This is a genomic window from Putridiphycobacter roseus (genome assembly GCF_003234935.1).
Lineage (GTDB): Bacteria > Bacteroidota > Bacteroidia > Flavobacteriales_D > Crocinitomicaceae > Putridiphycobacter > Putridiphycobacter roseus.
Window position 1 is genome coordinate 700,408 of record NZ_QKSB01000001.1, and the last position, 24,449, is coordinate 724,856.

Consider the following 24,449-nt stretch of genomic DNA (forward strand, 5'->3'; position numbering starts at 1 on the left):
AATCACATTCTGTCAAATTAATACTTTTTATATTTGTATAAATAAAATCTATATGACAATTCAACAGTTGGAATACATTATTGCCTTAGACACCTACAAACACTTTGTAAATGCCGCAGAACATTGTTTTGTAACCCAACCGACTTTGACGATTCAAGTAAAAAAACTAGAAGACGAAATAGGAATTGTTTTATTTGATAGAAAAAAAACACCTTTAACTACCACAAGAGAGGGTGAGAAGGTAGTTGAAAAGGCCAGGCAAATTTTGCGTGAAGTAGCCGGTTTAAAGCAAATGATTAGCCATGAAAAGCAAGATCTAAAAGGTCGTTTTAAAATTGCTGTCATTCCAACAGTTGCTCCCTTTTTAGTCCCCCTTTTTGTCGGACATTTTGCTGAAAAATATCCGGATACAATTTTAGAGATAGAAGAATTAAAGAGTGAATTAATCATAGAGAAATTAAAAAAGGACAGCTTAGATTTAGGAATATTAGTAACGCCAATAGAGGAAGATAGTATTCATGAAATTCCGCTATACTATGAGCCCTTTGTTTTTTATGGTTCTCAACACCATCCTTTATTAGCTAAAAAATCCATTGATCCTTCTACCCTTAAAAAGGAGGGGAATTTATGGTTATTAGACAAGGGGAATTGTTTTAGAAATCAAGTTTTAAACCTTTGTTTATCTAAAGAAGAAGCCGACAATAAATCTATTTATTTTGACAGCAGCTCTATAGAGTCTGTAAAAAGAATGGTAAGACATTACAATGGATTTACCTTGCTACCTCAATTAAGTGTCGAAAAAAGCGACCCTTTTTACAGACCACTAAGCGAGCCAATTCCAGTCAGAGAAGTCAGCCTTATTTGTCATAATACATTTGTAAAAGAAGCTTTAATAGATGCTATACGCAAAGAAGTATTAGCCGTAATTCCTCCCAGTTTTAAAAAAAATGACAATTATTTTAGGGTAAATTGGCGTTAACGTACTACGGTAACAGTGCCGTATTCAATAATTCTCTCATTGTGTTCAGTATCTAAAAATTTTACTTTCCATAAATAAACACCATTTTTCACTAAGCTATTATTGTAAGTGCCATCCCAGCCGATTGTGGCATTATGCGTGATAAATAATACTTCGCCCCATTGGTTATAAATAGTTAGTTGAAAATCATATGGATCAAAACCGGATTGGAAAATGGGAGAAAACAATTGATTTAACGCATTTCCGTCTGGAGTAAAAGCATTAGGAATATAGTACCTAATGGGTGTTTTTACGGTCACAAATTTAACCACAGTGTCATGGCACCATTCATTTGACACATATAAGTCAATTTGGAAAAAACCTGGGGTTTCAAAGGTATGGGATAAAGATTTTTCAACAGAGACAAAACCATCACTAAACAACCATTGATAGGTATCGGCATTATAGGATAAATTAATAAACTGTACAGGATCATTTTCTGCCGCTTCATTGGTCGACGTCTGAAAATTGGCAAGTGGAACTGGATAAGCAACTACCGGAATGGTAATGGTAGTATCTGCAAAGCAGCCAAAAGTGGAATAAGCCTTTAATTGAATCGCATAATTTCCCGAAACTTCAAAATTGAACAACGGGCTATTCACACTTGTTATTCTTTCTCCATCTATATACCATTCTAGCTGATTAATAGTCCCCATATTTACGGCAGATAAATTTTGACAAATCACTCGTCCTAAACCACACTCAGACTGAGTACTGAAGCTAAAACTACTGTTTACCTTATTCAATTCTACTTGAATGGTATCTGACAAGCTACAAGTATTATCACTAATCGTTACATAATACATACCATTTTCCGATATGGTATACGTGCTATTAGTAGTGCCATCTTGCCACAAATAAGAGGCATTCCCTTGTGTTAAATCTAAGTTCAAGGTAGCCGGAAAACATAAAGTAGTATCTGTTGGCCCTAAATCAAGAAACAAAGAAGAATAATTTACTTGAATACTTCCAACTCCAGTACAGCCATCAATACTAACTGCTAAGGAATAGTTGCCAGTTTGATTTGCTAAAAAACTAGCACCCGTTGACCCATCCTGCCACAAGTATCCTGTAGCACCATTAATATTTGGTGCATTTATTAAATAAGTTTCATTGGCACAGAGTAAAGTATCATTCCCCAAATTTACAATTGGTGCTGCAATAAAATTAACCTGTATGGTATCATAACTACTACCACAATAGCCAGCTGTTTCTACAAAATAAACGCCAGACTGGTTCACATTTAAAGTAGTATTTGTGCTACCATTATTCCACAAATAACTTGTTGCACCTGTATTGGCATTTAATAGAATATTTGTCCCTAAGCAGGCGCTGGTATCTGGTCCTAAATTTACATCTGCTGCGGGTAGATAAGAGATTAAAATAGAATCTCCTCCAAAACAACCATTTGCTTCTACCACTACCCAATGCCAACCTGCAGAATTCACATTGAACGTTGGTGCATTACTGCCATCTTGCCAAGCATAGTTTGCATTTATAAAAGTAGCATCTAAATTTAAAGTTTCGTTTCCACATAAAGTAGTATCTACGCCAAAGTCAACAGTTACTAAAGGGAAATAGTCTACTTGAATGGTATCTGTATACACCTCGCAGTTTTTGGTGACGGTCACGTAATAATTACCTGGTTGATTAACCCATTGTACAGAATCACTACTCCCATCTTGCCATAAATAAGTACCAACAATTAAGGAAGCATCCAGCAGTATGGAATCTCCTTGGCAAAGTGTTGTATCGTTTCCTAAAAACTGATTAAAAGTGCCGGTAGTTTGGTTAAAAAAAAACGGACCACTTGCAGTACCTATGGTTACACCATCTACGGTATTCCCGTTATTGGTTGCTATGTTTGGCACCGTTATTCCATTCCCTACTCCAGAAATGTCCATATTGTAATACCCTTCCAAATTAGGCTCGTTTCCAACCAAAGGGGCATTATATCTACTTAAAATTAATGCATCAGACAATGCTGCATCCCAAATTCTTACCTCATCCATCAAACCAAAATAAGACCCGAACCAATTTCCTGTAATGGTTTTATAGACACCAATCCTCAAAGGTTCATTACTCAAAAGCATATTCGCATAACTCCCTTGAATTAAAGTCCCTGGAATAGGCGATCCATTATAGTAGATAGTGACGCCAGTAGGGGTGTGTTTTATGGCTACATGTTGCCAAACATTAGCCTGTACCACAATACCCGTTTCATAAAAATTTGCGCCATCATTACACCCAGTATTATCCCAAGCCCACCTTAATTTGCCATCTAAAATGGTAAAGTAAAATTGATTGCCATTATTACCGCACCAAAATTTAGTAAGAATCATTCTATGCCCATCAATGGCGCAAGGTTTTACCCAGGCTTCAATAGTAACATTGCTTTGAAATTGGGTGTTAAATGCATTCGGAATCTCAATAAAATCGTTTTGACCATCTAATGAAACCACATTAGAAAAAGGCTGTGCATTACAATGGAATATGGTAAGTAACACTATAACAAGTAAAAAACGAAACATTAAAACAAATATAGGTCAAAAAAATTGCCTTTGTGCAAACACAAAGGCAATTTAAAATACAGTTAACTCAATAAGTAGATTAGTTTAACTTTCTGTTTCATCTTCCGTATCCTCATACTTATCTTCAAATTCTTCTCGAACATCATCTACCAAATTACCATCATCATCATAATCATCATCTTCTTCAATGAATTCAATGGCTTCTTCAGCGGTCATTCTGACTAAATAATACTTGTCTTCAGTTTCAAAAGGCAAAGCACTTACATTTTTACCTTGTGCATTTACAAAAATAATTAAATGGTCTTCAAATCCATATGGATATTGCAGTTTGATTTGCTCTACAATTGATTTGTCAAGCTTTATATAATCTTTTATGATTCGAGGTTTATTGTTGCTCATATTATTCGGGGTAATAAATTACATGTCTAAAAGGTAGGCAAAAATCAAAGGAGCAACGATAGTCGCATCCGATTCAATAATATATTTAGGGGTATCGATATCTAACTTACCCCAGGTAATTTTTTCATTTGGAACAGCACCAGAGTATGACCCATAACTTGTGGTCGAATCTGAAATTTGACAAAAATAACTCCAAAACGGTGTATCAGTTCTTTCCATATCTTGGTATAACATAGGTACCACACATATTGGAAAATCTCCTGCAATACCACCACCAATTTGAAAGAATCCTATTCCGTTTTGAGAATTAGCAGTATACCAATCGGCTAAGAAAGTCATGTATTCAATACCAGATTTTACGGTACTTGCTTTTAGTTCACCTTTCATTACATACGACGCAAAAATATTTCCCATGGTACTATCTTCCCAACCAGGAACAATAATTGGTAAATTCTTTTCAGCAGCAGCATACATCCAACTATCTTTTAAGTCAATTTCGTAATACGCTTCAAGTACACCAGAGAGCAATAATTTATACATAAATTCATGGGGGAAATATCTTTCACCTGCAGCTTCCGCATCTTTCCATATTTTTACAATATGTTTTTGCAATCTTCTAAAAGCTTCCTCTTCTGGAATACAAGTATCGGTGACACGATTTAAGCCTTTCTCTAATAAATCCCATTCATCTTGTGGGGTTAAATCTCTGTAATTTGGCACTCTTTTATAATGCGAATGTGCCACTAAATTCATCACATCTTCTTCTAAGTTAGCCCCAGTACAAGAAATAATTTGCACTTTATCTTTTCGGATTACTTCGGCAAAAATCTTACCCAATTCAGCTGTACTCATAGCTCCAGCTAGTGATACTAACATTTTTGACCCATTGGCCAATTGCTGTTCGTAGCCTTTTGCGGCGTCCACAACACTAGCGGCATTAAAGTGTAGGTAATACTTTTCAATAAAATTTGAAATTGCTCCTTTAGAATTCATCTTGCTCTTGTTTAAATTTATTTACTTTTGATCCGGTACTCTCTGCTCCTTCTGATAAATACAAATCTTCTTTTGTATTTTTAAATTTATAGCTTAGCATTTTATAATATAATTTTGCCGCTAAAAAGTCAGATGACTTTTCATTTTCATTCGGACACAATTCTACAATATCAAAACCTACTACATTTTTCTGTTCAAAAACGGACTTTAAAAACTCCATGGTTTCATACCATAATAAGCCTCCTGGTTCTGGCGTACCTGTAGAAGGCATAATAGACGGATCAAAAGCATCAAGGTCTATTGTAATAAATACATTTTCTGTACAAGCATCTACAACTTTATCCATCCAATACTCATCATAAGCCATATCATGGGCAAAGTAAACTTTTTCCATATCCATCACTCTTTTTTCAGCACTATCCATACTGCGAATACCTACTTGAATTAAGTTCGTTGTTTTACTTGCTTCATAAACAGCACAAGCATGGTTACAACTTGACCCTTCGTATTCTTTACGCAAATCCGCATGTGCATCAATTTGTAAAACGGTTAAATCGTCGAATGATTCATTAAAAGCACGGATAGTTCCTATGGAGATAGAATGTTCTCCACCGAACAAGGTAACAAATTTATTCTTTTTAATGTATTCTTTAGTCGTGGCATGAACAGCCTCCACCATTGCTTCTGGTGAGGCGTTTTCGGTAATTGCATTTGCTAAGTAAATACCTTCTTTATAAACTTCAGAATCCGTCTCAATATCGTATAATTCCATATTTTCAGAGGCGGCTAAAAATGCTTCAGGACCTTTATCTGCTCCTTTTTGCCAAGTACTAGTACCATCATATGGTACAGGAATTAAAACTATTTTAGCTGTTTCTAATTGGGCATTTTCTTGTGGAATGCCTGCATAAGTTTTATTTTTCATTGTAACCTAATTTATTTAAAAAATCTTCTGCTTTTTGTTGTTCTGCAAACAATTTTGTGGAAATTTCACCACGATCATTTTTTTGAATTAATATGTGTTTTGGATGTGGAATCAAGCAGTGTTGCAATCCGCCAAATCCGCCAATGGATTCTTGGTAAGCACCAACATTAAAAAACCCAATATACAAAGGCGTATCCGAGGAATACTTAGGCAAATAAATTGCATTTAAATGCTGTTCACTGTTATAGTAATCATCACTATCACAAGTCAACCCACCCAATAAGACTCTTTCATATTGTTTATTCCAGTTATTTATCGGCAACATAATAAATCGCTTATTAATTGCCCAAGTATCTGGCAGTGTAGTAATAAAAGAGGAGTTTATCATATTCCATTTCTCCCGATCATTTTGTTGTTTTTGATACAAAATCTCATAAACAGCGCCACCAGCTTCACCAACTGTAAACGAACCAAATTCCGTAAAAATATCTGGCACATCTACCCCGGCCTCAGCACAAGTATTATTGATTTGAGAAATAATTTCATTTACCAAGTATTCATAGTCAAAATCGAATGCCAATGAATTCTTAATTGGGAATCCACCCCCAATATTTAAACAATTTAAAGTAGGGCATTCTTTTTTCAATTGCACATAAACCTTTAAACACTTTAATAATTCATTCCAATAATAGGCAGTATCTCTGATACCAGTATTGATAAAGAAATGAAGCATTTTTAATTCTAACTTTGGATTTTCTTTAATTTGATTTTTGTAGAATGGCAAAATATTTTTGTACCCGATTCCTAATCTACTGGTATAAAAAGCAAATTTTGGCTCTTCTTCAGAAGCAATTCTAATACCAATTTTATATTTGCCTTCTATTTGTTCATCCAGTAAATCTATTTCTTCGAAGTTATCGATTATTGGAATACAATTTGAATGCCCACTATTGATCAATCTGGCAATGTTGGTAATGTATTCACTCCTTTTAAACCCATTACAAATAATAAAATTATCCTTGGTAATTTTACCTTCCGACTTTAGTTTTTCAACTATATTAATATCAAATGCCGAAGAAGTCTCAATATGAATATCATTCTTCAAGGCCTCATCTAAAACGTGTTTAAAGTGTGAACTTTTGGTACAGTAACAATAATTGTATTTACCCTTATAATTTTGTGCTTCCATTGCGTTAGCAAACCAGTTTTTTGCACGAATAATGTTTTCAGAAATTTTAGGTAAATAAGTGAATTTTAGGGGAGTCCCGTACTCTTCTATTAAGCTCATGATATCTACGCCGTGAAAGCTTAACATGTTGCCATTTAAGGCAAATTCCTCTGTTGGAAAATCAAAGGTTTGATCGATTAGATCTTTGTATTTATTTTTCATTTAAACAATCATAATTAACGATTTTTAATAGCTGATTAATGCGGTCAAAAGTACATTTAAAAAGCAAAAATGCAAATAGTTTGAAATAAATTTAATAAATATTTAATTGACAGTATGAGTAAAACAAGTTTATTTTAACTAAACATTAATAATCAGTATATTAAACCCGAGAATGCATAAATATTTCTATTGAAATAAAAATTTGATTCCAATTTTCTTTCCTTATTTTTGTACAAACATTAAAATTATGGCAGCGATTGATTGGAAAACAGCGATTGAATTTGAAGATATCACTTATAAAAAAGCAAATGGCGTTGCCAGAATTGCTTTCAACAGACCTGATGTCCGTAATGCATTCAGACCAAAAACCACCAGTGAATTATACCGTGCTTTTTACGACGCGCAAGAAGACACATCCATTGGGGTAGTATTACTTTCTGCTGAAGGCCCTTCTTCTAAAGATGGTGTTTATTCTTTTTGTTCTGGAGGGGATCAAAGAGCTAGGGGTGATCAAGGATATGTTGGTGAAGATGGTATGCACAGACTAAACATCTTAGAAGTTCAACGTTTAATTCGCTTTATGCCAAAAGTGGTCATTGCTGTCGTTCCGGGATGGGCGGTAGGTGGCGGTCATAGTTTACACGTAGTTTGTGACATGACCTTGGCCAGTAAAGAACATGCAATATTTAAACAAACAGATGCGGACGTAACCAGTTTTGATGGCGGGTATGGATCAGCTTATTTGGCAAAGATGGTTGGACAAAAAAGAGCAAGAGAAATCTTTTTCTTAGGTCGCAATTACTCCGCACAAGAAGCTTTTGACATGGGCATGGTAAATGCCGTAGTTCCACATGAAGAACTGGAAGATACTGCCTATGAATGGGCACAAGAAGTCTTAGGTAAATCACCAACTTCTATTAAAATGTTAAAATTTGCCATGAACTTAACGGACGACGGTATGGTTGGCCAACAAGTTTTTGCTGGAGAAGCTACACGTTTAGCATATGGAACAGAGGAAGCAAAAGAAGGGAGAAATGCCTTTTTAGAAAAAAGAAAACCAGATTTTAAGAATATCAAATGGATTCCATGATCACAATGGTCTAAAACCAGAAATATTAATACTTAGTTTTAATAATCTAAAACAATCCAGTTGAAACAAATCTTATTCATAAAGTCATTGATAACTTGGTGTTTTTTAACACTCCACTTTTTTTCACATTCTCAAAATAGTAATTTTGTGATAGGAAGTGCGCTTGTAGATGAAGGCGGGAATACGATTGTTAAAGGCCCTACTGGAGACTATTTTATTGGAGGATATTCTGGCAGCAGTGCAATGGTAACAAGGATTACAAATACTGGAACTGTGGTTTGGAGTAAAACTTTAAATATTGGTGCAGACCCTGATTATATTCTACAAATAGATATTACCACAGACAATTTCATTATCGGAATTGGAAATTCAAGAACAAGTGCTTCCTTTAACGCGTATGGATTTGCGTTTAAAATGGATCTTTTGGGCAATGTCATTTGGCAAAAAATGTATCAATGTAGTAATAATTATTTATGGGCTCCTGCTATTCAAGAGGTTGGAAATGGCAACTATAATATTGTTGGCTCCTACACTGATAATAGACAAGATTGTTACGCCATGCAATTGAATAACCTGACTGGCGCAGTTGTCTGGGATTCGATTTACGCCAATACCAGTTTTGGGAATGCCTATGATGAACATTTTGCAGATGCAATATATTATCCAGGCAATAAAGCAACATACATTGCGGGAAGGATGCAAAAATCAGCAGGTCAAATGGCTTACCGACCTTCTTTAACAAAACTAGATTCAAATGGTGTTTTTCAATGGACAAAAATGTATTTGTATAACTCAGCCACTTCAAGCGGACGACTATATTCTTACAGTATCGATTTGGATGGCGATTCATTAATCTTTAGTGTATATGGAAAAAATGGAGGTACAACAACCCCTTTTCAAGTGGGTTTAATTAAAACTGATACCGCAGGAAATATTGGCTGGTCGAAATTATATTCCAGTACTGGAGGAGAAGATTTACGGAGTTTTAATTTAGTGAATACACCAAATGGATACATCATTTCGGGATATACAGGGTCGGGTAACCAGGGACTATTCATGATTAAAACGAATAAAACTGGGGGACTTGTTTGGTCGAAAAAATATGGAGATGCTGGAATCGAAGATGTGCATTTATTCAACTCTAACGCAAGAGTTATCATAGACAATGGATTTGCTGTAACTGTAGGTAGGACAAATAGTTTTGGAAATAATTTTGACCTATTTATCGTAAAAGCTGATTTAATAACAGGCCAACTGTCAAACACCAATTGTTATTCCGATCTTACATTATCTACTATTTCTTTACCTGCTTACCAAGAAGATTTCCCCATGCTTACTGGGCGATTACCTATTACCGCCACTACGCCAACCATTAACAGCAGTAACGTTTCATTGCAAAACATAGGTGTTTTAGTAGAGAATACAAATGACACTTTAATTAGTGGGGATACTATTCATTTATGTCTTGGTGAAAACTTTATCGCGAAGGTATTAAATGCAACCAATTCAAATTTTTTATGGAGTACAGGTAGTACAAGTACTACCGAATCATTTTCTAGCGCTGGCTCTTTTTGGGTAAACGTGAGTGGCTTAAATGGCTGTATTATATGGTCCGATACTTTTCACATTGTGATGGATAGTTTAAATCTGTTCCTGGGAAATGACACCTCATTTTGTGAATCGAATCCATTGATTTTAGATGCCACTAATACAAATGCAAATTACTTGTGGCAAGACGGATCTACGAACCCAACTTTCACCGTCAATCAAAGTGGTAATTATTTTGTTGAAGTTTCAAATCCTACATGTACCATGTATGACACTATTATTGTAACAGTTGATGTATTGCCAGACTTAGACCTAGGACTTGATTCAACTTTTTGCGGGAACACTGTCTTCATGACCTTAGATGCAGGACCCAATTTACAGAATTCAACATACTTATGGCAGGACAATACGACCAATAGTACACAATCAGTCAATCAATCGGGACTTTATTGGGTAACCCATTCCAATGGAACTTGTGAAGTTAGTGACTCCATTAGTATCAGTAATGTGATTAACTCTTTTGAACTGGGTAACGATACCACACTATGTTTTGGTGAAAACCTAGTATTGACTGTTGGCATACAAAACGGCAATATTCTATGGAGTGATAATAGCTCAAATCAAACTTTAACAGTAAATACTACGGGAATGGTAAGTGTAAGCGTGACTGAAGGAGCATGTATGGTAACTGACAGCATCATGATTACATTTATTGCGCCTCCAATTGTTAACCTGGGCAATGACACCACTATTTGCGAAGGAAACATCACACTAAATGCGAACAATACAAACTTTCAACCTGTTTGGAATGACGGGAGCAACAACCAAACATTAAACGTCACGCAAACGGGTACCTATTATGTAACAATAAATAACAATGGCTGTGTTGCGTCAGACAGCATCCATGTAAATATCATTCAAAACACCTTACCTGACATAGCCAATACAGTACTTTGTGAAAACATTAACTATCCGATAGATATTAGCAACGCAAACGGTAATGTGGTATGGAATGATGGCGCCACTTCAAAAGTTAGAACCATTTCTACTCCTGGTATATATTGGGTTAACTTGCATGATAATGGATGTATATTTACGGACACTTTTAATCTCAACTGGCAAATCATTCTAGCAGATGGCGAATCAAGTATTCAAGAAGGATGTGCACCTTTAACCGTAGATTTTAATAATTTATCTACTGTAAACTTTGGATCAATCGACAATTGGAATTGGAATTTAGGGGATGGTGAATTTGCAAACACTCCTAATCCTTCACATACATATACAAGCACTGGAAATCATTTTCAAACCATCACTGTAACCAGTAATTTAGGTTGTACTGACACCTACCAATTAAGCAGTTCGATTGAAGTATTTGAAAAGGTTGATGCTTATTTCACCCACAGTCCAAACACTACTACTATTGACAAGCCTATATATTTCAACAATTTGACCATAAATCCGACTTATTGGTCTTGGAATTTTGGAGATGGATACACAGCTAATGAATACAATACGGATCATACCTACACAACACCAGGCCTATACACCATCACATTGACCGTAGCAAATGATAACGGATGTGAAGACCAATATGTGGTTAGTTTAATTGTAGAAAATGAGATATTATTGTACGTACCAAATATTTTTACACCTAACCAAACTGGGACGAATAGTCTGTGGAATATTGAGCTTATTGGCGGTGATGTCTATAATTTTCACCTTCAAATTTTTAACCGTTGGGGAGAAATTATTTGGGAAAGCTTTGATCAGACTGTAGGATGGAATGGAAAATACAATGGTGAACTTGTCCAAGACGGCGCATATATTTGGCGTATAAATTATGGAGATATTGCCTCTGATAAAAAACACACCCACACCGGACATGTATCGGTATTGAAATAATAACTTATTTAAAAAAGTCTAATAATTCAAGCTTCACCTTTTCTTTATTTTGTATCCAATCAGCATGTAATAGTATTTTTACTTTTTCAAATCGACTATACAACAGCTCAAGTATGATGGATAATTCCAACTCCTGGTGATTATGTAATCCAGGATTAACAAGTAGTATGCGACTGCTTTTATAATCGATAAAACAAGTAATTAGTAATTGTTCACTCTCCTCGACAAAAGTAAGTAACCGTTGGTTTTGCTTAAAAAATTGATCCAACAACAAAGTAAATCCATGTTTTGGGACATCACTAGTATCAAACTTTTTACTTTCCGCATAATACAAAAAATCCTTAAGAACCATTACCCCTTTATTATCCGACAATTTAAAGTCTGTATGAAGCACCGAGCTAAAAATAATCATTTGCTGAATGGCTCTAGTAAACAATACATTTAACCTGTTTTCTCCGGACTTATGGTTAATTGGACCAAAATTATGGATGAAAACCCCATTTTTATTTTTGGCATATCCGACAGAAATTAAAATAAACTCTTTTTCAATTCCTTGAATATTTTCTAGATTAGAGATCAGAACTCCTTCAGGTAAATCAATTTGCAACTGATGAATAGTTTTTCGGATATTTAATTCCTGTTCTTTAGAAAAAGCGATAATACCGATATCAAAATGACCAGCTTTTAATAGTTTATCCAACTTTGCAACAATTAACCTTGCCTCTTGATTGTTCTTCCCATCCACAAATTCTCCTTCTGGAACATGTACAAATTCAATTGGGTATTCCTGTTGGAATGGCGGTAACATTTTTAAGCTATGTTCATAGAACTGTTCATTCGAAAATTGAATTAATGCAGGATGTTGACTGCGGTAATGCCACATTAAAGATGCTGTAGGAAGAAACGTTTGCACAGCATTTAACAAAGACATGCTATTGTTATTACTTGCAAAAAAGCGATTAGGTGGCATTTGCTTATCGTCTCCGACAACAATAGCCTTTTTAGCACGATAAAGTGCAGGAATGGCATCTTCTATCGGTATCTGGCTAGACTCATCAAAAATAACTACATCAAATAAATCCTTTTCTAATGGCAATCTTTCAGAAATTGCCAGTGGATTCATCATCCAAACCGGTTTTATTTGCGTTAAAATAAATTGTGATTTTTCAAAAAGCTGTTTAATTGGCAAGTGCTGTTGTTTTTTGTTTGCCTCATGAATTAATAATCTTTTTGCTTGCCTAAACTTATATTTCAGCTCTTTATTTTCTTCAGATAATTTTTGATTTGGTGTTTGGTCCAATGCTTCGAATGCCTTCCATTTTTGATGATATTTTATCCATAACTTCTTTTGAGCCGCTTTAATGACCACTTTTTTAGCCGTATTAAACTTTCTCAAACGCTTTTGTAATGCATCACCTGAACTCAGGCCATTTGCTACACCTGTTTTTTGCAGTAAATTCCAGTAATGAAAATATACTTGCTCGTTTAAATGTGTCAAAGGTCTTGCATTCAATTGCAGAAAATCCAACAACCGATTGGGAGATGAAAGCAACAACTTCAATTCATTTTCTAACAATTGGAAAGGAACTAAATTCTTTAAAAAAGAATCTGCAAATGCAACAAAATCATTTAGTTTATCCGTTGGCGTTTTTCGGAATAAATATCTATTAATCTGGTTAAAACGATCTAGTTTTGTATGTAAAAAACTAAAGTCTTCAATAAATTCAGTGGCATTCTCTCTGGATAAAATATCCTCATACAAACTATGGTTTAAGTTGGCTAATCTACTTCTTACATTTAAAATAAATGAAATTTCCTGATCAGGATTAATGATCCCTAATTCGTGTTTGAGTTTTAACTGTAATGTATCCAATTGATCTTTCAGCTTCAGTTCCTTAATCACTGCATCAATAATAAATGTTTGATTTTCGGAAGTATGGATACCTTCAAAGGATTTAAAGAAACGAGTAATGGCTTTTTTATTTTTCAATCTACCAAAAAAACCTGTCACATTTAAAAGCGTTTGTACATTTTCGACTTCAGCAAAATTTGGTAATTTATTCCACAGTTCATTTTTTGCTTTTGCCTGTTGGTACTGTTGTTGCGTTTTTTCATAGCGCTTGCTCAACTTATCGAATACAACATATTCTTTAGCATCCTCAATTAAGACATCAATCCAATTTTTATTGACCATGTTTAGCACAGAAGCCGTCATGCAATACTTTGAAAAAGTATCAAAATCCTCATTTAAATCATACTGCTTCTGCAGTGTATTGAATTCAATTAAAATTGATTTTGCTTCTTCAATTCTATCCTTTATTTTTTTCCAAGGTGCTACCTCATTTAATACGTTTAAGTTTAAATTAAGCACCACCATATCACCTAGGTTAGTGCTAGAAAAATGTAAGCCAATTTGCCTTTCAATTTCAATTAACTCTTCGTATAAACTAGACCATGTTCCAAAGTGAGGAAAAACAGACTTGGGGTTAATATCTACTTCAATTTTAGTGTGCGCAACTAAATATTGTTCGAGTTCCCATAAGCTACAATCCGTCTGTGGATTATTGGAAAGAATTGCCTTAGGGTAATGGTACGCTTGGAACTTTAATGTCTCAATTTCAACAAACTGATTTACTTCATTTTTTTCCAATGGTAGGACTAATTTTTCGAGCGAGACTTTTAGTTTTTTATAAAACTCTTTTTTTTGCTGTACGCTGGCATCAAAATAAGCAATAAGTGTTTGTAATGGCTTTAATTTTTCATGCACTATGGAAAGTGCCGATTTTTTTTCAGAAACAAACAAAACCGACTTCCCTTCATTTAAGAAGCTTTGAATCAAAATTGCAATACTATGTGACTTACCTGTACCGGGTGGACCTTGAATAATTACATCCTCTCGGTGTGCCGACTGGATGATTTTTTTTTGAGAATAATCTAAAGGATAATAAGACAGGTCCACTTCACCAACAGAAACGTCACTAACTGCATTGTTACCGTACCCTAATAATTTAGCTACAGTTTGGTTAGGTGACTGAATAATCTCCTCGTAGTCTTGTCCCAATAAACTTTTCTTATAATTAAAAGTCCCTATCCCTTCTTTTTCTACAATACGCCAACTCGCTGGCACTACATCTAAAGTGTTTGTTCTGCCCAACTGCTGATTATCATTGTCAAATTTTTCTTGTAAAAACTCGATTAATTCCTCTTTTGTTTCGTAACTCGTTTTTAAATCGACTTCAAAAACCTTTTTAAAAACTGACTTCAGTATAGGATTCACTTCCCAAAAGCCACCAACTTCTTCTACAATTTTATAATGGAGCGCTATCTTCTGGTCTTTTTTAATTTGAATCGGAACGTAACAAAGCGGGGAAGTATAAAACTCTTTTTTATTGGGCATTTTCCATTGCAGGAACAAACCAATCTTTAGGCTTGTCTCCAAGCCATATTCTTTTAAGTAGTGTTGTTGTTTTTGATAAATCTTCTCTAAACGCTTTGCTCCCACGTCAACCGATAGCGAACGATAAACCAACCGATTCTCTTTAATTTGCAAGAATGGATTCTTACTAGAAATATCGAATAGTGCCTCTTGCAGTTGACTTAATCTATCTTGGACACTATGTTTATCTTGGTTTGACACTTGGAGACCAAAAGTAATAAAAAAAGAAAGTCACTTACAGTATTGTAAGTGACTTTCTAATAAAATATTTAAATGGGAATTAAAGTTTCTTCGCTACCTCAACTTCGTGGTATGCTTCTACAATATCTCCTTCTCTTAAGTCGTTATATTTTGCAATACTTAAACCACATTCATAACCACGTTTCACTTCTTTCACATCATCTTTAAATCGTTTTAAAGAATCTAAATCGCCAGTGTAAACAACAATACCATCACGTATTAATCTAACTTTAGATTTTCTATTAATAACACCGTCTGTTACGAAACAACCTGCAATAGTACCCACTTTGGTAATTTTAAAGGTTTCTCTAATTTCAGCAGTACCAAGAATTTCTTCTTTAATATCTGGTGAAAGCATACCTTCCATTGCTTCTTTAATTTCGTCAATGGCTTTATAAATTACGGAGTACAATCTAATGTCAATTCCTTCACTTTCGGCCAATTTACGCGCTTGTTGAGATGGACGTACTTGGAATCCAACAATAATTGCATTAGAAGCAGCTGCTAAAGTCACATCTGTTTCAGAAATTTGACCAACCGCTTTATGAATAATATTCACTTGAATTTCTTCCGTGGACAATTTCTCTAGAGAATCAGAAAGTGCTTCAATAGAACCGTCAACATCCCCTTTAACAATCACATTCAACTCTTGGAAATCCCCTACAGCAAGTCTTCTACCAATTTCATCTAACGTTAAGTGTTTCTTAGTTCTAAGACCTTGCTCACGTTTCAACTGCTCTCTTTTAACTGCTATTTGTTTGGCTTCTCTCTCATCCAATAATACATTAAATGAATCACCAGCGCTTGGCGCACCATTGAATCCTAATATAGATACTGGGATAGATGGCCCTGCTTCAGTAACCGCTTCACCTTTGTCGTTATTCATGGCTTTTACTTTACCATAATGTTGACCAGCGATAATAAAGTCACCAATTTTAAGTGTACCTGCGGAAACTAAAACCGTAGTTACATAACCACGACCTTTATCTAAAGAAGCTTCCACAACTGTACCTGTAGCCGTTTTATTAGGATTAGCTTTTAATTCTAAAATTTCAGCTTCTAATAATACTTTTTCAAGTAATTCTTCGATATTCACACCGTTTTTGGCAGAAATCTCTTGACTTTGAAATTTACCTCCCCATTCTTCAACAAGAATGTTCATTTGAGATAATTGTTCTTTTATTTTATCTGGATTAGCTCCTGGTTTATCAATTTTATTAATTGCAAATACCATTGGCACTCCTGCAGCTTGTGCGTGTGAAATTGCCTCTTTTGTTTGTGGCATCACATCATCATCAGCCGCTACAATAATAATGGCAATATCGGTAACTTGTGCACCCCTTGCTCTCATGGCAGTAAAGGCCTCGTGACCAGGTGTATCTAAGAAAGTAATTTTTCTACCACTTTCGCCAGTTACAGAATATGCACCAATATGTTGTGTTATCCCACCAGCTTCACCAGCAGTTACACTTGCATTTCTAATATAATCCAATAAGGAAGTTTTACCATGATCTACGTGACCCATTACGGTTACGATAGGAGCACGTTCTAAAAGATCTTCTGGTTTATCTTCTTCTTCTACAATTGCTTCTTGTACTTCTGCACTAATAAATTCCGTTTCGAATCCGAAATCAGAAGCAACTAACTGAATAGTTTCTGCATCTAATCTTTGGTTAATCGAAGCAAAAATACCTAATGACATACAAGAACCGATTACTTCGGTTGCAGATACGTTCATCATACTTGCCAATTCAGAAACAGTAACGAATTCCGTTAATTTCAAAATTCCTTTTTCGAGTTCTTGTTGTTCTAACTCTTCCTCTCTTCTTTGGGCAACCATGTCACGCTTTTCTCTTCTGAATTTAGCGCCTTTTTTCTTACCTCCACCTTGCAAACGTGCTAAGGTTTCTTTAATTTCTTTTTGGATTTCAGCTTCCGTTACTGGTGCTTTTTCCACTCTTGGTCCACGTTTACCGTGTCCACCAGGGGCATTATTACCTCTTGGTCCTCGACCATTACCCGCATTACTATTAGGGGTATTACTTTTATTAGTATCAACGTTTACTTTTTTAATTCGCTTACGTTTCTTCCTTTTATCGTCGTGTTCTTTTTTGCTATCTGAACGTTTCTTCTCTACTGGTAAAACAATTTTACCAATTACAGTAGGTCCGGTCAGTTTTTCCGTCTTCGTAACGTAATTTTCAATTACGTTTGGCTTTTTCTCCTCTTTCTTTTCCGGTTTCTTTACTTCAGGCTTTTTAGTCACTTTAGCTTTTTCAACTTTAGCGGCAGTTTTTGCAGGTTCCGCTTTTGGTTTAATCGCTTCTTTTTCCACTTTAGCCGGAGGTGCAGGGGCTGGTTTTTTCTTTTTGTCAGGCCTAGTTTTTTGGTTAATGGACGATAAGTCTATTTTACCAACCACGGATACTTTCAAATCTCCAGATTCAATAACCTCAGGGTTTTCTTGTATTGGACTTTTAGCTTTCTCTTCTGCTAATCGTTTTTCTTCCGCTACTTTTTCCGCTGCTGCTACTTCTGCTGCCTTTTTCGACGCTTCTTCCGCTTCTGCAGCTGCCTTTTCGGCCGCTTTTTCCGCTTCTGCTGATTTTTTGGCCTCTGCATTTTCCAAAGCATCTTTCGCTGCTTTAGAAGATTTAAAGGTAGCCACATCAAATGCTTCTTCTACCTCTGGTTTATGCTCTTCCTTATCCTCAGGCGCTTTCACATCTTCCAAAGAAATTGTCTCTCTTTTTTCGCGTTTAACGGATGCCTGTTGAGATTTTTCCTTTGCAGTTTTATCTGCTGCAAATTCCTGCTCTAATATACTCAATACCTCACCCTCAATTTTGGTGTTTGGTTTTGAGTCTATTTCATGACCGTTTGATGCAAGAAAGTCAACTATCGTTGAAATACTTACATTAAACTCTCGCGCCACTTTGTTTAATCTTTTTGCTGTACCTGCCATACACTTTTCAGCTCTAATATTATAATTTTAATTATTATTTTACTTTTATCCTAATATTTGATCAAAAGAAAATAATTTATTCAAATTCTGCTTTTAACACTCTCAGTACATCTTCCAGTGTTTCAATTTCCAAATCTGTTCGTTTTACCAAGTCATCAATGTCCATTTCCAAGACAGATTTTGCAGAATCTAAACCAATTGATTTTAATTCCTTAATCACCCATCCTTCAATTTCATCAGAAAACTCTGATAAGTCAACATCATCAATATCTTCAGCTCCTTCACGGTATACATCTATTTCGTAACCCGTTAATTTACCTGCTAATCTAATGTTAAACCCACCTTTACCTATCGCCAAAGAAACCTGATCTGGTTTTAAAAACACCTCTGCTCTAGTTTCATCTTCGTTAATTACGATAGAAGTAACCTTTGCTGGAGACAAAGCTCTTTGGATATATAATTTTTCGTTATTGGTGTAATTAATTACATCAATATTTTCATTTCTTAATTCTCGCACTATACCGTGAATTCTAGCTCCTTTCATTCCAACACATGCCCCAACTGGATCAATTCTGTCGTCATAAGATTCCACTGCCACTTTTGCTCTTTCACCTGGTACTCTAACAATCTTTTTAATGGTAATTAAACCATCAAATACCTCTGGTACTTCTAATTCGAATAAGCGTTCTAAAAATTCAGGAGCTGTACGTGATAATATAATCACTGGATTATTATTTCTTAAATCTACTTTTGCTACAACAGCTCTAATAGCTTCCCCTTTTTTGAAATAATCAGAAGGAATTTGTTCACTTTTTGGTAAAATCAATTCGTTCCCTTCGTCATCCAATACTAAAATCTCACGCTTCCAAACTTGATATACTTCACCAGTAACGATATCACCGATACGTTCTTTATATAATTTATAAATATGATCCTTTTCAAGCTCCATGATTCTTGAAATTAAATTTTGACGAAGAGACAAAACATTTCTTCTTCCAAAATCATCTAATTTCAATTCTTCTGCTACCTCTTCACCTACTTCAAAATCTGGCTCAATTTTAATCGCATCAGAAATTGCAATTTCAATATTTTCATCTTCCACTTCTCCATCAGGAACGATTTCTCTATTTACCCAAATCTCTAAATCACCTTTATCCGGATTTATAATAACATCCACATGCTCATCAGTCCCATATCTTTTCTTCATCATTGACCTAAAAACATCCTCAAGGATGCTCATCATAGTTTCTCTATCAATGTTTTTGAAATCTTTAAATTCTGAAAAAGATTCAATTAAATCTATCGCATTCATATCTCGTCTTTATTTAAACGTAATTACCAAATTAGTCTCTTTAATTTTTTCCATCAAAATAGTATGGTTCGTTTCTTCCCATACTTTTTTCTTTTTACCTTCTAACCTTACTTTTTCTTTAGTAGTTATTTGAATCTCGGTTTCATTTGCGGCAGTTAAAACACCCTCAAACTTTCCATCTTCAATTGTTTTAACCTTTACCGTTTTCCCAATATTTTTAAGGTATTGCTTTAGCACTCTGAAAGGCTTTGAAAGACCAGCAGAAGCTACCTCTAAAGAAAAATCTTCAACTTCACGATCTAGATTATGTTCTATATTTCTACTAACCGACATACAATCCTCTATTGAAACACCATGTTCTTCATGGTCAATTTCCACTAAAATTTGGTTGCCATTACCGATAGTAATTTCCACAATATACAATGCAGGATTTCTTTCCTGAATCCTTTCATTTGCTAGATCTGCTACTTGTTGTTTTGTTATCATTTTGCGGTACAAAAAGAGGGGACAGTTTGTCCCCTCTTTTCTTGTTTTTATAATTTTAACGTTGCAAATATACGACTTTTATTAGGAATAGCAAATTAATAGATATATTTTAGACAGTAATAAAATAAATTATTAAATGCTTTACTGGATAATCCATAGGTGATTTTAACTACTTTCCCTAAATTCAACCTACTCAAAAACCCTATCTTCTCTTCTTAAAAAAGTATTAAGACTTCCAAAAACACCAACCAACTAAACTGTTGTTTCTAATCAATTTTCAATTCTGACTAGCTTTCCATGCATAATATAAATCGAAGTAACTCTTTGTATTCAAAATAACAACCCCACCTGTTGTGTCGCCATATTTTGCAGGAATTCCACCTGTATACACCGACATGGAATTGATAGAAACGCCAGGTACAGACTGCATATTTGTTTGTTTAACGCCGTCCACAAAATAAACTACATCTCCTGGCCTTGAACCTCTAATAATCAACTCTCCGTTTGGACTCACTTTTACTTCTGAGCTACGATTAGACAACATTCTTTTTGGGTCTTGAATATTCGGACTGTTTTGAATATCAGACAAAGGAATGGTCTCGATATGCTCTAACTTAATTAAAGGATCGCCAGACACTATTACCGTTGCAAGCGTATCGTTCCCGGGCAAATATAGATCATGTTTTGCAATAGATTCTGCATATACATTCACACCACTCGCTTGTGTTTTTCCCTCCATTATAGCGCTACTATGTAAGTTATACACGCCCGGTTGGATCGCGGAAAGTTTGTATTTTCCATTATAATCACTTTTCACACCAATTACATCTCCATTAAAATCTATCCAAACACTGGCAAATGGCACTGCAGTTATGGAATCACTTCCGTACACATACCCCATTATTGTCCCTGTTCCCTGCTGTGCAAATACTGGTGCCACTCCGAAAAGGAAACTTAAAATTACTATTCTAAACTTTTTCATCTTTTTACTTTTTATTGGTTTCTATATAAGTAGATGAAGAAAAAGTAGGGATTCCATAAAAGCAGTACTAAATTTATTTTATCGGCATAAAAAACGCGATATAATATGCAATTAGAACAGGGCTTTTATTTAACAAACTTTATCATCAAAAATCAAGCCTTTTTATTTTTACCAAGTTTTTTTCTTATTTTTGACAAAACAGCTGTAAAGATCAAGTTATGTTAAAACAGACGTTAAGTCATAAATTACTGCAAAAATTATCTCCTCAACAAATTCAGTTGATGAAATTGTTACAGGTTCCCACTATGGAATTGGAACAAAGAATCAAAGAAGAAATTGAAGAAAATCCCGCCTTAGAAGAAGGAAATGAAGAGGTGGATGAGTTTTCGGATGATTACGACCAAAGCGAACCAGAATCGAAAGAGGAAGATTTTGACATCAATGACTATCTAGATGATGATTTACCACAATACAAGACTTCGGTCAACAATCATTCAGCAGACGACGAAGAAGGCGGTATTCCCATTTCGGGAGGTAAGTCTTTTCATGATATTTTAACCACACAATTGGGGTTAAGAAATTTAAATGAAAAAGAAGAAGTAATTGCCCATACCATCATTGGAAACATAGATGATGATGGCTACGTAAGAAGAGAATTACCAGCATTGATTGACGATTTGGCATTCGGCTTTAATATTCATGTAAATGAACAAGAGATTGAAGATGTACTTTTTGTGATTCAGGATTTTGAACCAGCTGGTGTAGGCGCAAGAGATTTACAAGAGTGTTTATTATTACAGTTAGAGCGCAAACACCATGGAAACATAGCCATTTATACCGCTAAAAAAATATTAGAAACAAGTTTTGACGAGTTTACTAAAAAGCATTACAAAAAAATAATAAAAAAGTTTGAAATTACGGATGAGGATTTAAAAGAAGCCATTGAAGAGATTACCAAACTAAACCCGAAACCAGGAAACTCTCTAAAAGAATCAACAAATTCACAAAACTTTCAACAAATTATACCAGATTTTATTCTCGCAGAAGAAGAAGGTAATTTAATTTTATCTTTAAATGGTAGAAATGCACCAAGACTTAAAGTCAGTCGATCGTATGAAACCATGTTGAGAACCTATGCAGAAGGAGGAGAATCTAAATCGAATAAAGAGGCTGTTCAGTTTGTCAAACAAAAACTTGATTCTGCCAAATGGTTTATCGAAGCCATTCAACAAAGACAAAATACGCTAATGATTACCATGAATGCCATTTTGGAATATCAGCATGAATTTTTTATGACTGGGGATGAGACTAAATTAAAACCCATGATTTTAAAAGATATTTCTGAAATTGTTAATATGGACATTTCAACCATTTCTAGGGTAGCCAATAGTAAATATATTGCAACGCAATTTGGTACTTATAAATTAAAGTACTTCTTTTCGGAATCTCTGTCTACTACAACTGGAGAAGAAGTAAGTACGAGAGAAGTAAAAAAAATACTGCAGGACGCAATTGATGGTGAAACTAAAAAGAAACCATTGACGGATCAAAAATTAGCAGAGTTATTAAAAGAAAAAGGCTATAATATTGCCAGAAGAACGGTAGCCAAATACCGTGAACAATTAAATATCCCTGTAGCGCGTTTACGAAAAGAACTATGATCAAATCCTTTTTTAACACACTTAGTTTCTTATTTCATCCATTATTTATTCCAATTATTGGTTTATATTTTCTGTTTACGCTACCTTCCTTTACGCCTGGTTTAATTGAAAAATCATTACACCATATAAGTCCAGACATACAGACGGCAATTTACCTGATAATTACCATGCTTTTAATCATTGCACCAGGTATCAGTATTTTGATAATGATGTGGAGTAAACTAATAAAAACAGTTTACATGGAAAGTAAACAGGAAAGAACTTATGCCATAGCAACCATTTTAATGTATACCGCATTTTGTTATGTTTACTTAAGAAAAATGATGATAGACCAACCAAACTATGAATTTCTTTTGGTTTATATATTTTCCATATTATGCATTGTTCTTGCTTGTTTTATTATTAATTTCTATACCAAAATCAGTCTACATACCGCAGGTTTTTTCGGTTTAATTGGCACAATAATTGGTTATTTCAATCACCAAATAAACTACAATTTATTGTTAATCCTACTACTGGTATTAATTGGTGGTATCGTAGCATCTGGCAGACTATATTTAAAGGCGCATAAAAACGCAGAAGTATTAAGCGGCATGGTGGTAGGGTTTGGAATTGCATTTTTATGCATGAAATTTGAGTGGTTTTTATAGAATTGTATACTTTTACAAAAAAATACCTATGAAAAAAATAATGATTTTTACGTTTTCCCTTCTGTTGTTAGCCAGCTGTGGAACTGCTAAAGACGGAAAAACTGACAAATTACCAAATGGTGGATTCAATCTATTCTCCATTGAACAAGACAAAGCCTTAGGCTTACAAGTGTCTCACCAAATCGACTCCTTAAAATCAGAATATCCTATTTTAGATTCCGCTAGAAATGTAGCAGCTTATGCCTTCTTATATAATTTAAGAGACCGTATTCTTGCGACAGGAAAAGTAAAATATGCGAATGATTTTAAATGGCAATTGAGAATTATTGAAGACGACTCCACTTTAAACGCTTTTTGCACGCCGGGTGGATATATCTATGTGTATACAGGTATCATTAAGTACTTAGATACAGAAGATGAATTAGCAGGAGTTATGGGTCATGAAATGGCGCATGCCGACTTAAGACATTCTACTAGACAAATGACGAAATCTTACGGGTTACAAATACTAATTGATGCTACCTTAGGAAATTACGAAGCATTAAAGCAAATCACAACGGGTATTATTGGATTAAAATTTAGCCGTTCACACGAAACAGAAGCAGACCAAATGTCGGTACATTATTTATGCGGAACGGATTATGATGCAGATGGTGGTGCTGGATTTTTTGAAAAAATTGAAGCAGCTGGAGGAAGTGGAACACCTGAATTTTTAAGCACACACCCAAGTCCAGCAAACAGAGTAGAAAATTACCATAAATGGGCAACAGAAGAAGGTTGTGCACCTGGCAAAGACAATAGAACACGTTATGCTAATTTTAAAAAATTATTCTAACTAAAACAAAACACTAAAAAAGCCTTTTAATTTTTAAATTAAAAGGCTTTTTTTTGCTGTAACTTTTAAGGTCTTAAAAACGT

At 34.7% G+C, this 24,449-nt stretch carries 16 protein-coding genes; 6 read left to right on the forward strand and 10 right to left on the reverse strand.

Annotated features, from left to right (window positions below; translation table 11 throughout):
• The first annotated feature begins 52 nt into the window (after positions 1–52).
• Entirely contained in the window at positions 53–979 is a 927-nt protein-coding gene (locus DNU06_RS03035) for a LysR substrate-binding domain-containing protein (protein WP_111061722.1), read from the forward strand.
• Here the strand turns inward: DNU06_RS03035 and DNU06_RS03040 are convergent.
• The 5 genes from DNU06_RS03040 to DNU06_RS03060 all read right to left on the reverse strand — a co-directional run bounded on the left by DNU06_RS03040 (position 976) and on the right by DNU06_RS03060 (position 7,256).
• Entirely contained in the window at positions 976–3,549 is a 2,574-nt protein-coding gene (locus DNU06_RS03040; protein ID WP_111061723.1) for a LamG-like jellyroll fold domain-containing protein, read from the reverse strand. The two genes, DNU06_RS03035 and DNU06_RS03040, sit on opposite strands and share 4 nt — an antisense overlap.
• Positions 3,550–3,633: 84 nt before the next feature.
• Positions 3,634–3,948: a hypothetical protein gene (locus DNU06_RS03045; protein WP_111061724.1), complete on the reverse strand. Its 315-nt coding sequence runs from the start codon at positions 3,946–3,948 to the stop codon at positions 3,634–3,636.
• Positions 3,949–3,966: 18 nt separating this feature from the next.
• Complete coding sequence (locus tag DNU06_RS03050; protein ID WP_111061725.1) at positions 3,967–4,941, reverse strand: deoxyhypusine synthase family protein; 975 nt, start codon at positions 4,939–4,941, stop codon at positions 3,967–3,969.
• A complete protein-coding gene (gene speB, locus DNU06_RS03055) occupies positions 4,931–5,866 on the reverse strand; it encodes an agmatinase (protein ID WP_111061726.1) in 936 nt (311 codons plus the stop codon). Before speB ends, DNU06_RS03050 begins: the two co-directional genes overlap by 11 nt.
• Positions 5,856–7,256 carry an arginine decarboxylase gene (locus tag DNU06_RS03060; protein ID WP_111061727.1) on the reverse strand — a complete coding sequence of 467 codons (1,401 nt, stop codon included), beginning with the start codon at positions 7,254–7,256 and terminating at the stop codon, positions 5,856–5,858. The genes speB and DNU06_RS03060 overlap by 11 nt, the downstream gene beginning before the upstream one ends.
• A 247-nt stretch (positions 7,257–7,503) precedes the next feature.
• Between DNU06_RS03060 and DNU06_RS03065 the strand changes: the two genes are divergently transcribed.
• Complete coding sequence (locus DNU06_RS03065; protein ID WP_199398974.1) at positions 7,504–8,346, forward strand: 1,4-dihydroxy-2-naphthoyl-CoA synthase; 843 nt, start codon at positions 7,504–7,506, stop codon at positions 8,344–8,346.
• Between the two features lie 147 nt (positions 8,347–8,493).
• The gene (locus DNU06_RS03070; protein ID WP_111061728.1) at positions 8,494–11,799 is read left to right on the forward strand and encodes a PKD domain-containing protein; all 3,306 of its coding nucleotides are present in this window, start codon (positions 8,494–8,496) and stop codon (positions 11,797–11,799) included.
• Positions 11,800–11,803: 4 nt separating this feature from the next.
• On the opposite strand, the gene DNU06_RS03075 is transcribed toward DNU06_RS03070, so the two are convergent.
• The 5 genes from DNU06_RS03075 to DNU06_RS03095 all read right to left on the reverse strand — a co-directional run bounded on the left by DNU06_RS03075 (position 11,804) and on the right by DNU06_RS03095 (position 21,220).
• On the reverse strand, positions 11,804–15,436 hold the full coding sequence (locus tag DNU06_RS03075; RefSeq protein ID WP_111061729.1) for an AAA domain-containing protein: 3,633 nt from the start codon (positions 15,434–15,436) through the stop codon (positions 11,804–11,806).
• Positions 15,437–15,515: 79 nt separating this feature from the next.
• On the reverse strand, positions 15,516–18,440 hold the full coding sequence (gene infB, locus DNU06_RS03080) for a translation initiation factor IF-2 (RefSeq protein ID WP_111061730.1): 2,925 nt from the start codon (positions 18,438–18,440) through the stop codon (positions 15,516–15,518).
• Between the two features lie 76 nt (positions 18,441–18,516).
• On the reverse strand, positions 18,517–19,752 hold the full coding sequence (gene nusA / locus DNU06_RS03085; protein WP_111061731.1) for a transcription termination factor NusA: 1,236 nt from the start codon (positions 19,750–19,752) through the stop codon (positions 18,517–18,519).
• Positions 19,753–19,761: 9 nt separating this feature from the next.
• On the reverse strand, positions 19,762–20,238 hold the full coding sequence (gene rimP / locus DNU06_RS03090; RefSeq protein WP_111061732.1) for a ribosome assembly cofactor RimP: 477 nt from the start codon (positions 20,236–20,238) through the stop codon (positions 19,762–19,764).
• Between the two features lie 277 nt (positions 20,239–20,515).
• A complete protein-coding gene (locus DNU06_RS03095) occupies positions 20,516–21,220 on the reverse strand; it encodes a TonB-dependent receptor plug domain-containing protein (RefSeq protein ID WP_111061733.1) in 705 nt (234 codons plus the stop codon).
• A gap of 218 nt (positions 21,221–21,438) precedes the next feature.
• Between DNU06_RS03095 and rpoN the strand changes: the two genes are divergently transcribed.
• The 3 genes from rpoN to DNU06_RS03110 are packed head-to-tail and all read left to right on the forward strand — an operon-like array spanning position 21,439 to position 24,366.
• On the forward strand, positions 21,439–22,881 hold the full coding sequence (rpoN, locus tag DNU06_RS03100; protein ID WP_111061734.1) for an RNA polymerase factor sigma-54: 1,443 nt from the start codon (positions 21,439–21,441) through the stop codon (positions 22,879–22,881).
• Positions 22,878–23,531, forward strand: coding sequence for a phosphatase PAP2 family protein (locus DNU06_RS03105; RefSeq protein ID WP_111061735.1), 654 nt, complete (start codon positions 22,878–22,880; stop codon positions 23,529–23,531). Before rpoN ends, DNU06_RS03105 begins: the two co-directional genes overlap by 4 nt.
• A 28-nt stretch (positions 23,532–23,559) precedes the next feature.
• Positions 23,560–24,366, forward strand: a complete 807-nt coding sequence (locus DNU06_RS03110) for a M48 family metallopeptidase (RefSeq protein ID WP_111061887.1) — start codon at positions 23,560–23,562, stop codon at positions 24,364–24,366.
• Positions 24,367–24,449 lie beyond the last annotated feature (83 nt).

Coding starts and splice junctions, on each gene's coding strand:
- DNU06_RS03035 (WP_111061722.1), top strand. CDS start 53: ATGACAATTCAACAGTTGGAATACATTATTGCCTTAGACACCTACAAA.
- DNU06_RS03040 (WP_111061723.1), bottom strand. CDS start 3,549: ATGTTTCGTTTTTTACTTGTTATAGTGTTACTTACCATATTCCATTGT.
- DNU06_RS03045 (WP_111061724.1), bottom strand. CDS start 3,948: ATGAGCAACAATAAACCTCGAATCATAAAAGATTATATAAAGCTTGAC.
- DNU06_RS03050 (WP_111061725.1), bottom strand. CDS start 4,941: ATGAATTCTAAAGGAGCAATTTCAAATTTTATTGAAAAGTATTACCTA.
- speB (WP_111061726.1), bottom strand. CDS start 5,866: ATGAAAAATAAAACTTATGCAGGCATTCCACAAGAAAATGCCCAATTA.
- DNU06_RS03060 (WP_111061727.1), bottom strand. CDS start 7,256: ATGAAAAATAAATACAAAGATCTAATCGATCAAACCTTTGATTTTCCA.
- DNU06_RS03065 (WP_199398974.1), top strand. CDS start 7,504: ATGGCAGCGATTGATTGGAAAACAGCGATTGAATTTGAAGATATCACT.
- infB (WP_111061730.1), bottom strand. CDS start 18,440: ATGGCAGGTACAGCAAAAAGATTAAACAAAGTGGCGCGAGAGTTTAAT.
- nusA (WP_111061731.1), bottom strand. CDS start 19,752: ATGAATGCGATAGATTTAATTGAATCTTTTTCAGAATTTAAAGATTTC.
- rimP (WP_111061732.1), bottom strand. CDS start 20,238: ATGATAACAAAACAACAAGTAGCAGATCTAGCAAATGAAAGGATTCAG.
- DNU06_RS03095 (WP_111061733.1), bottom strand. CDS start 21,220: ATGAAAAAGTTTAGAATAGTAATTTTAAGTTTCCTTTTCGGAGTGGCA.
- rpoN (WP_111061734.1), top strand. CDS start 21,439: ATGTTAAAACAGACGTTAAGTCATAAATTACTGCAAAAATTATCTCCT.
- DNU06_RS03105 (WP_111061735.1), top strand. CDS start 22,878: ATGATCAAATCCTTTTTTAACACACTTAGTTTCTTATTTCATCCATTA.
- DNU06_RS03110 (WP_111061887.1), top strand. CDS start 23,560: ATGAAAAAAATAATGATTTTTACGTTTTCCCTTCTGTTGTTAGCCAGC.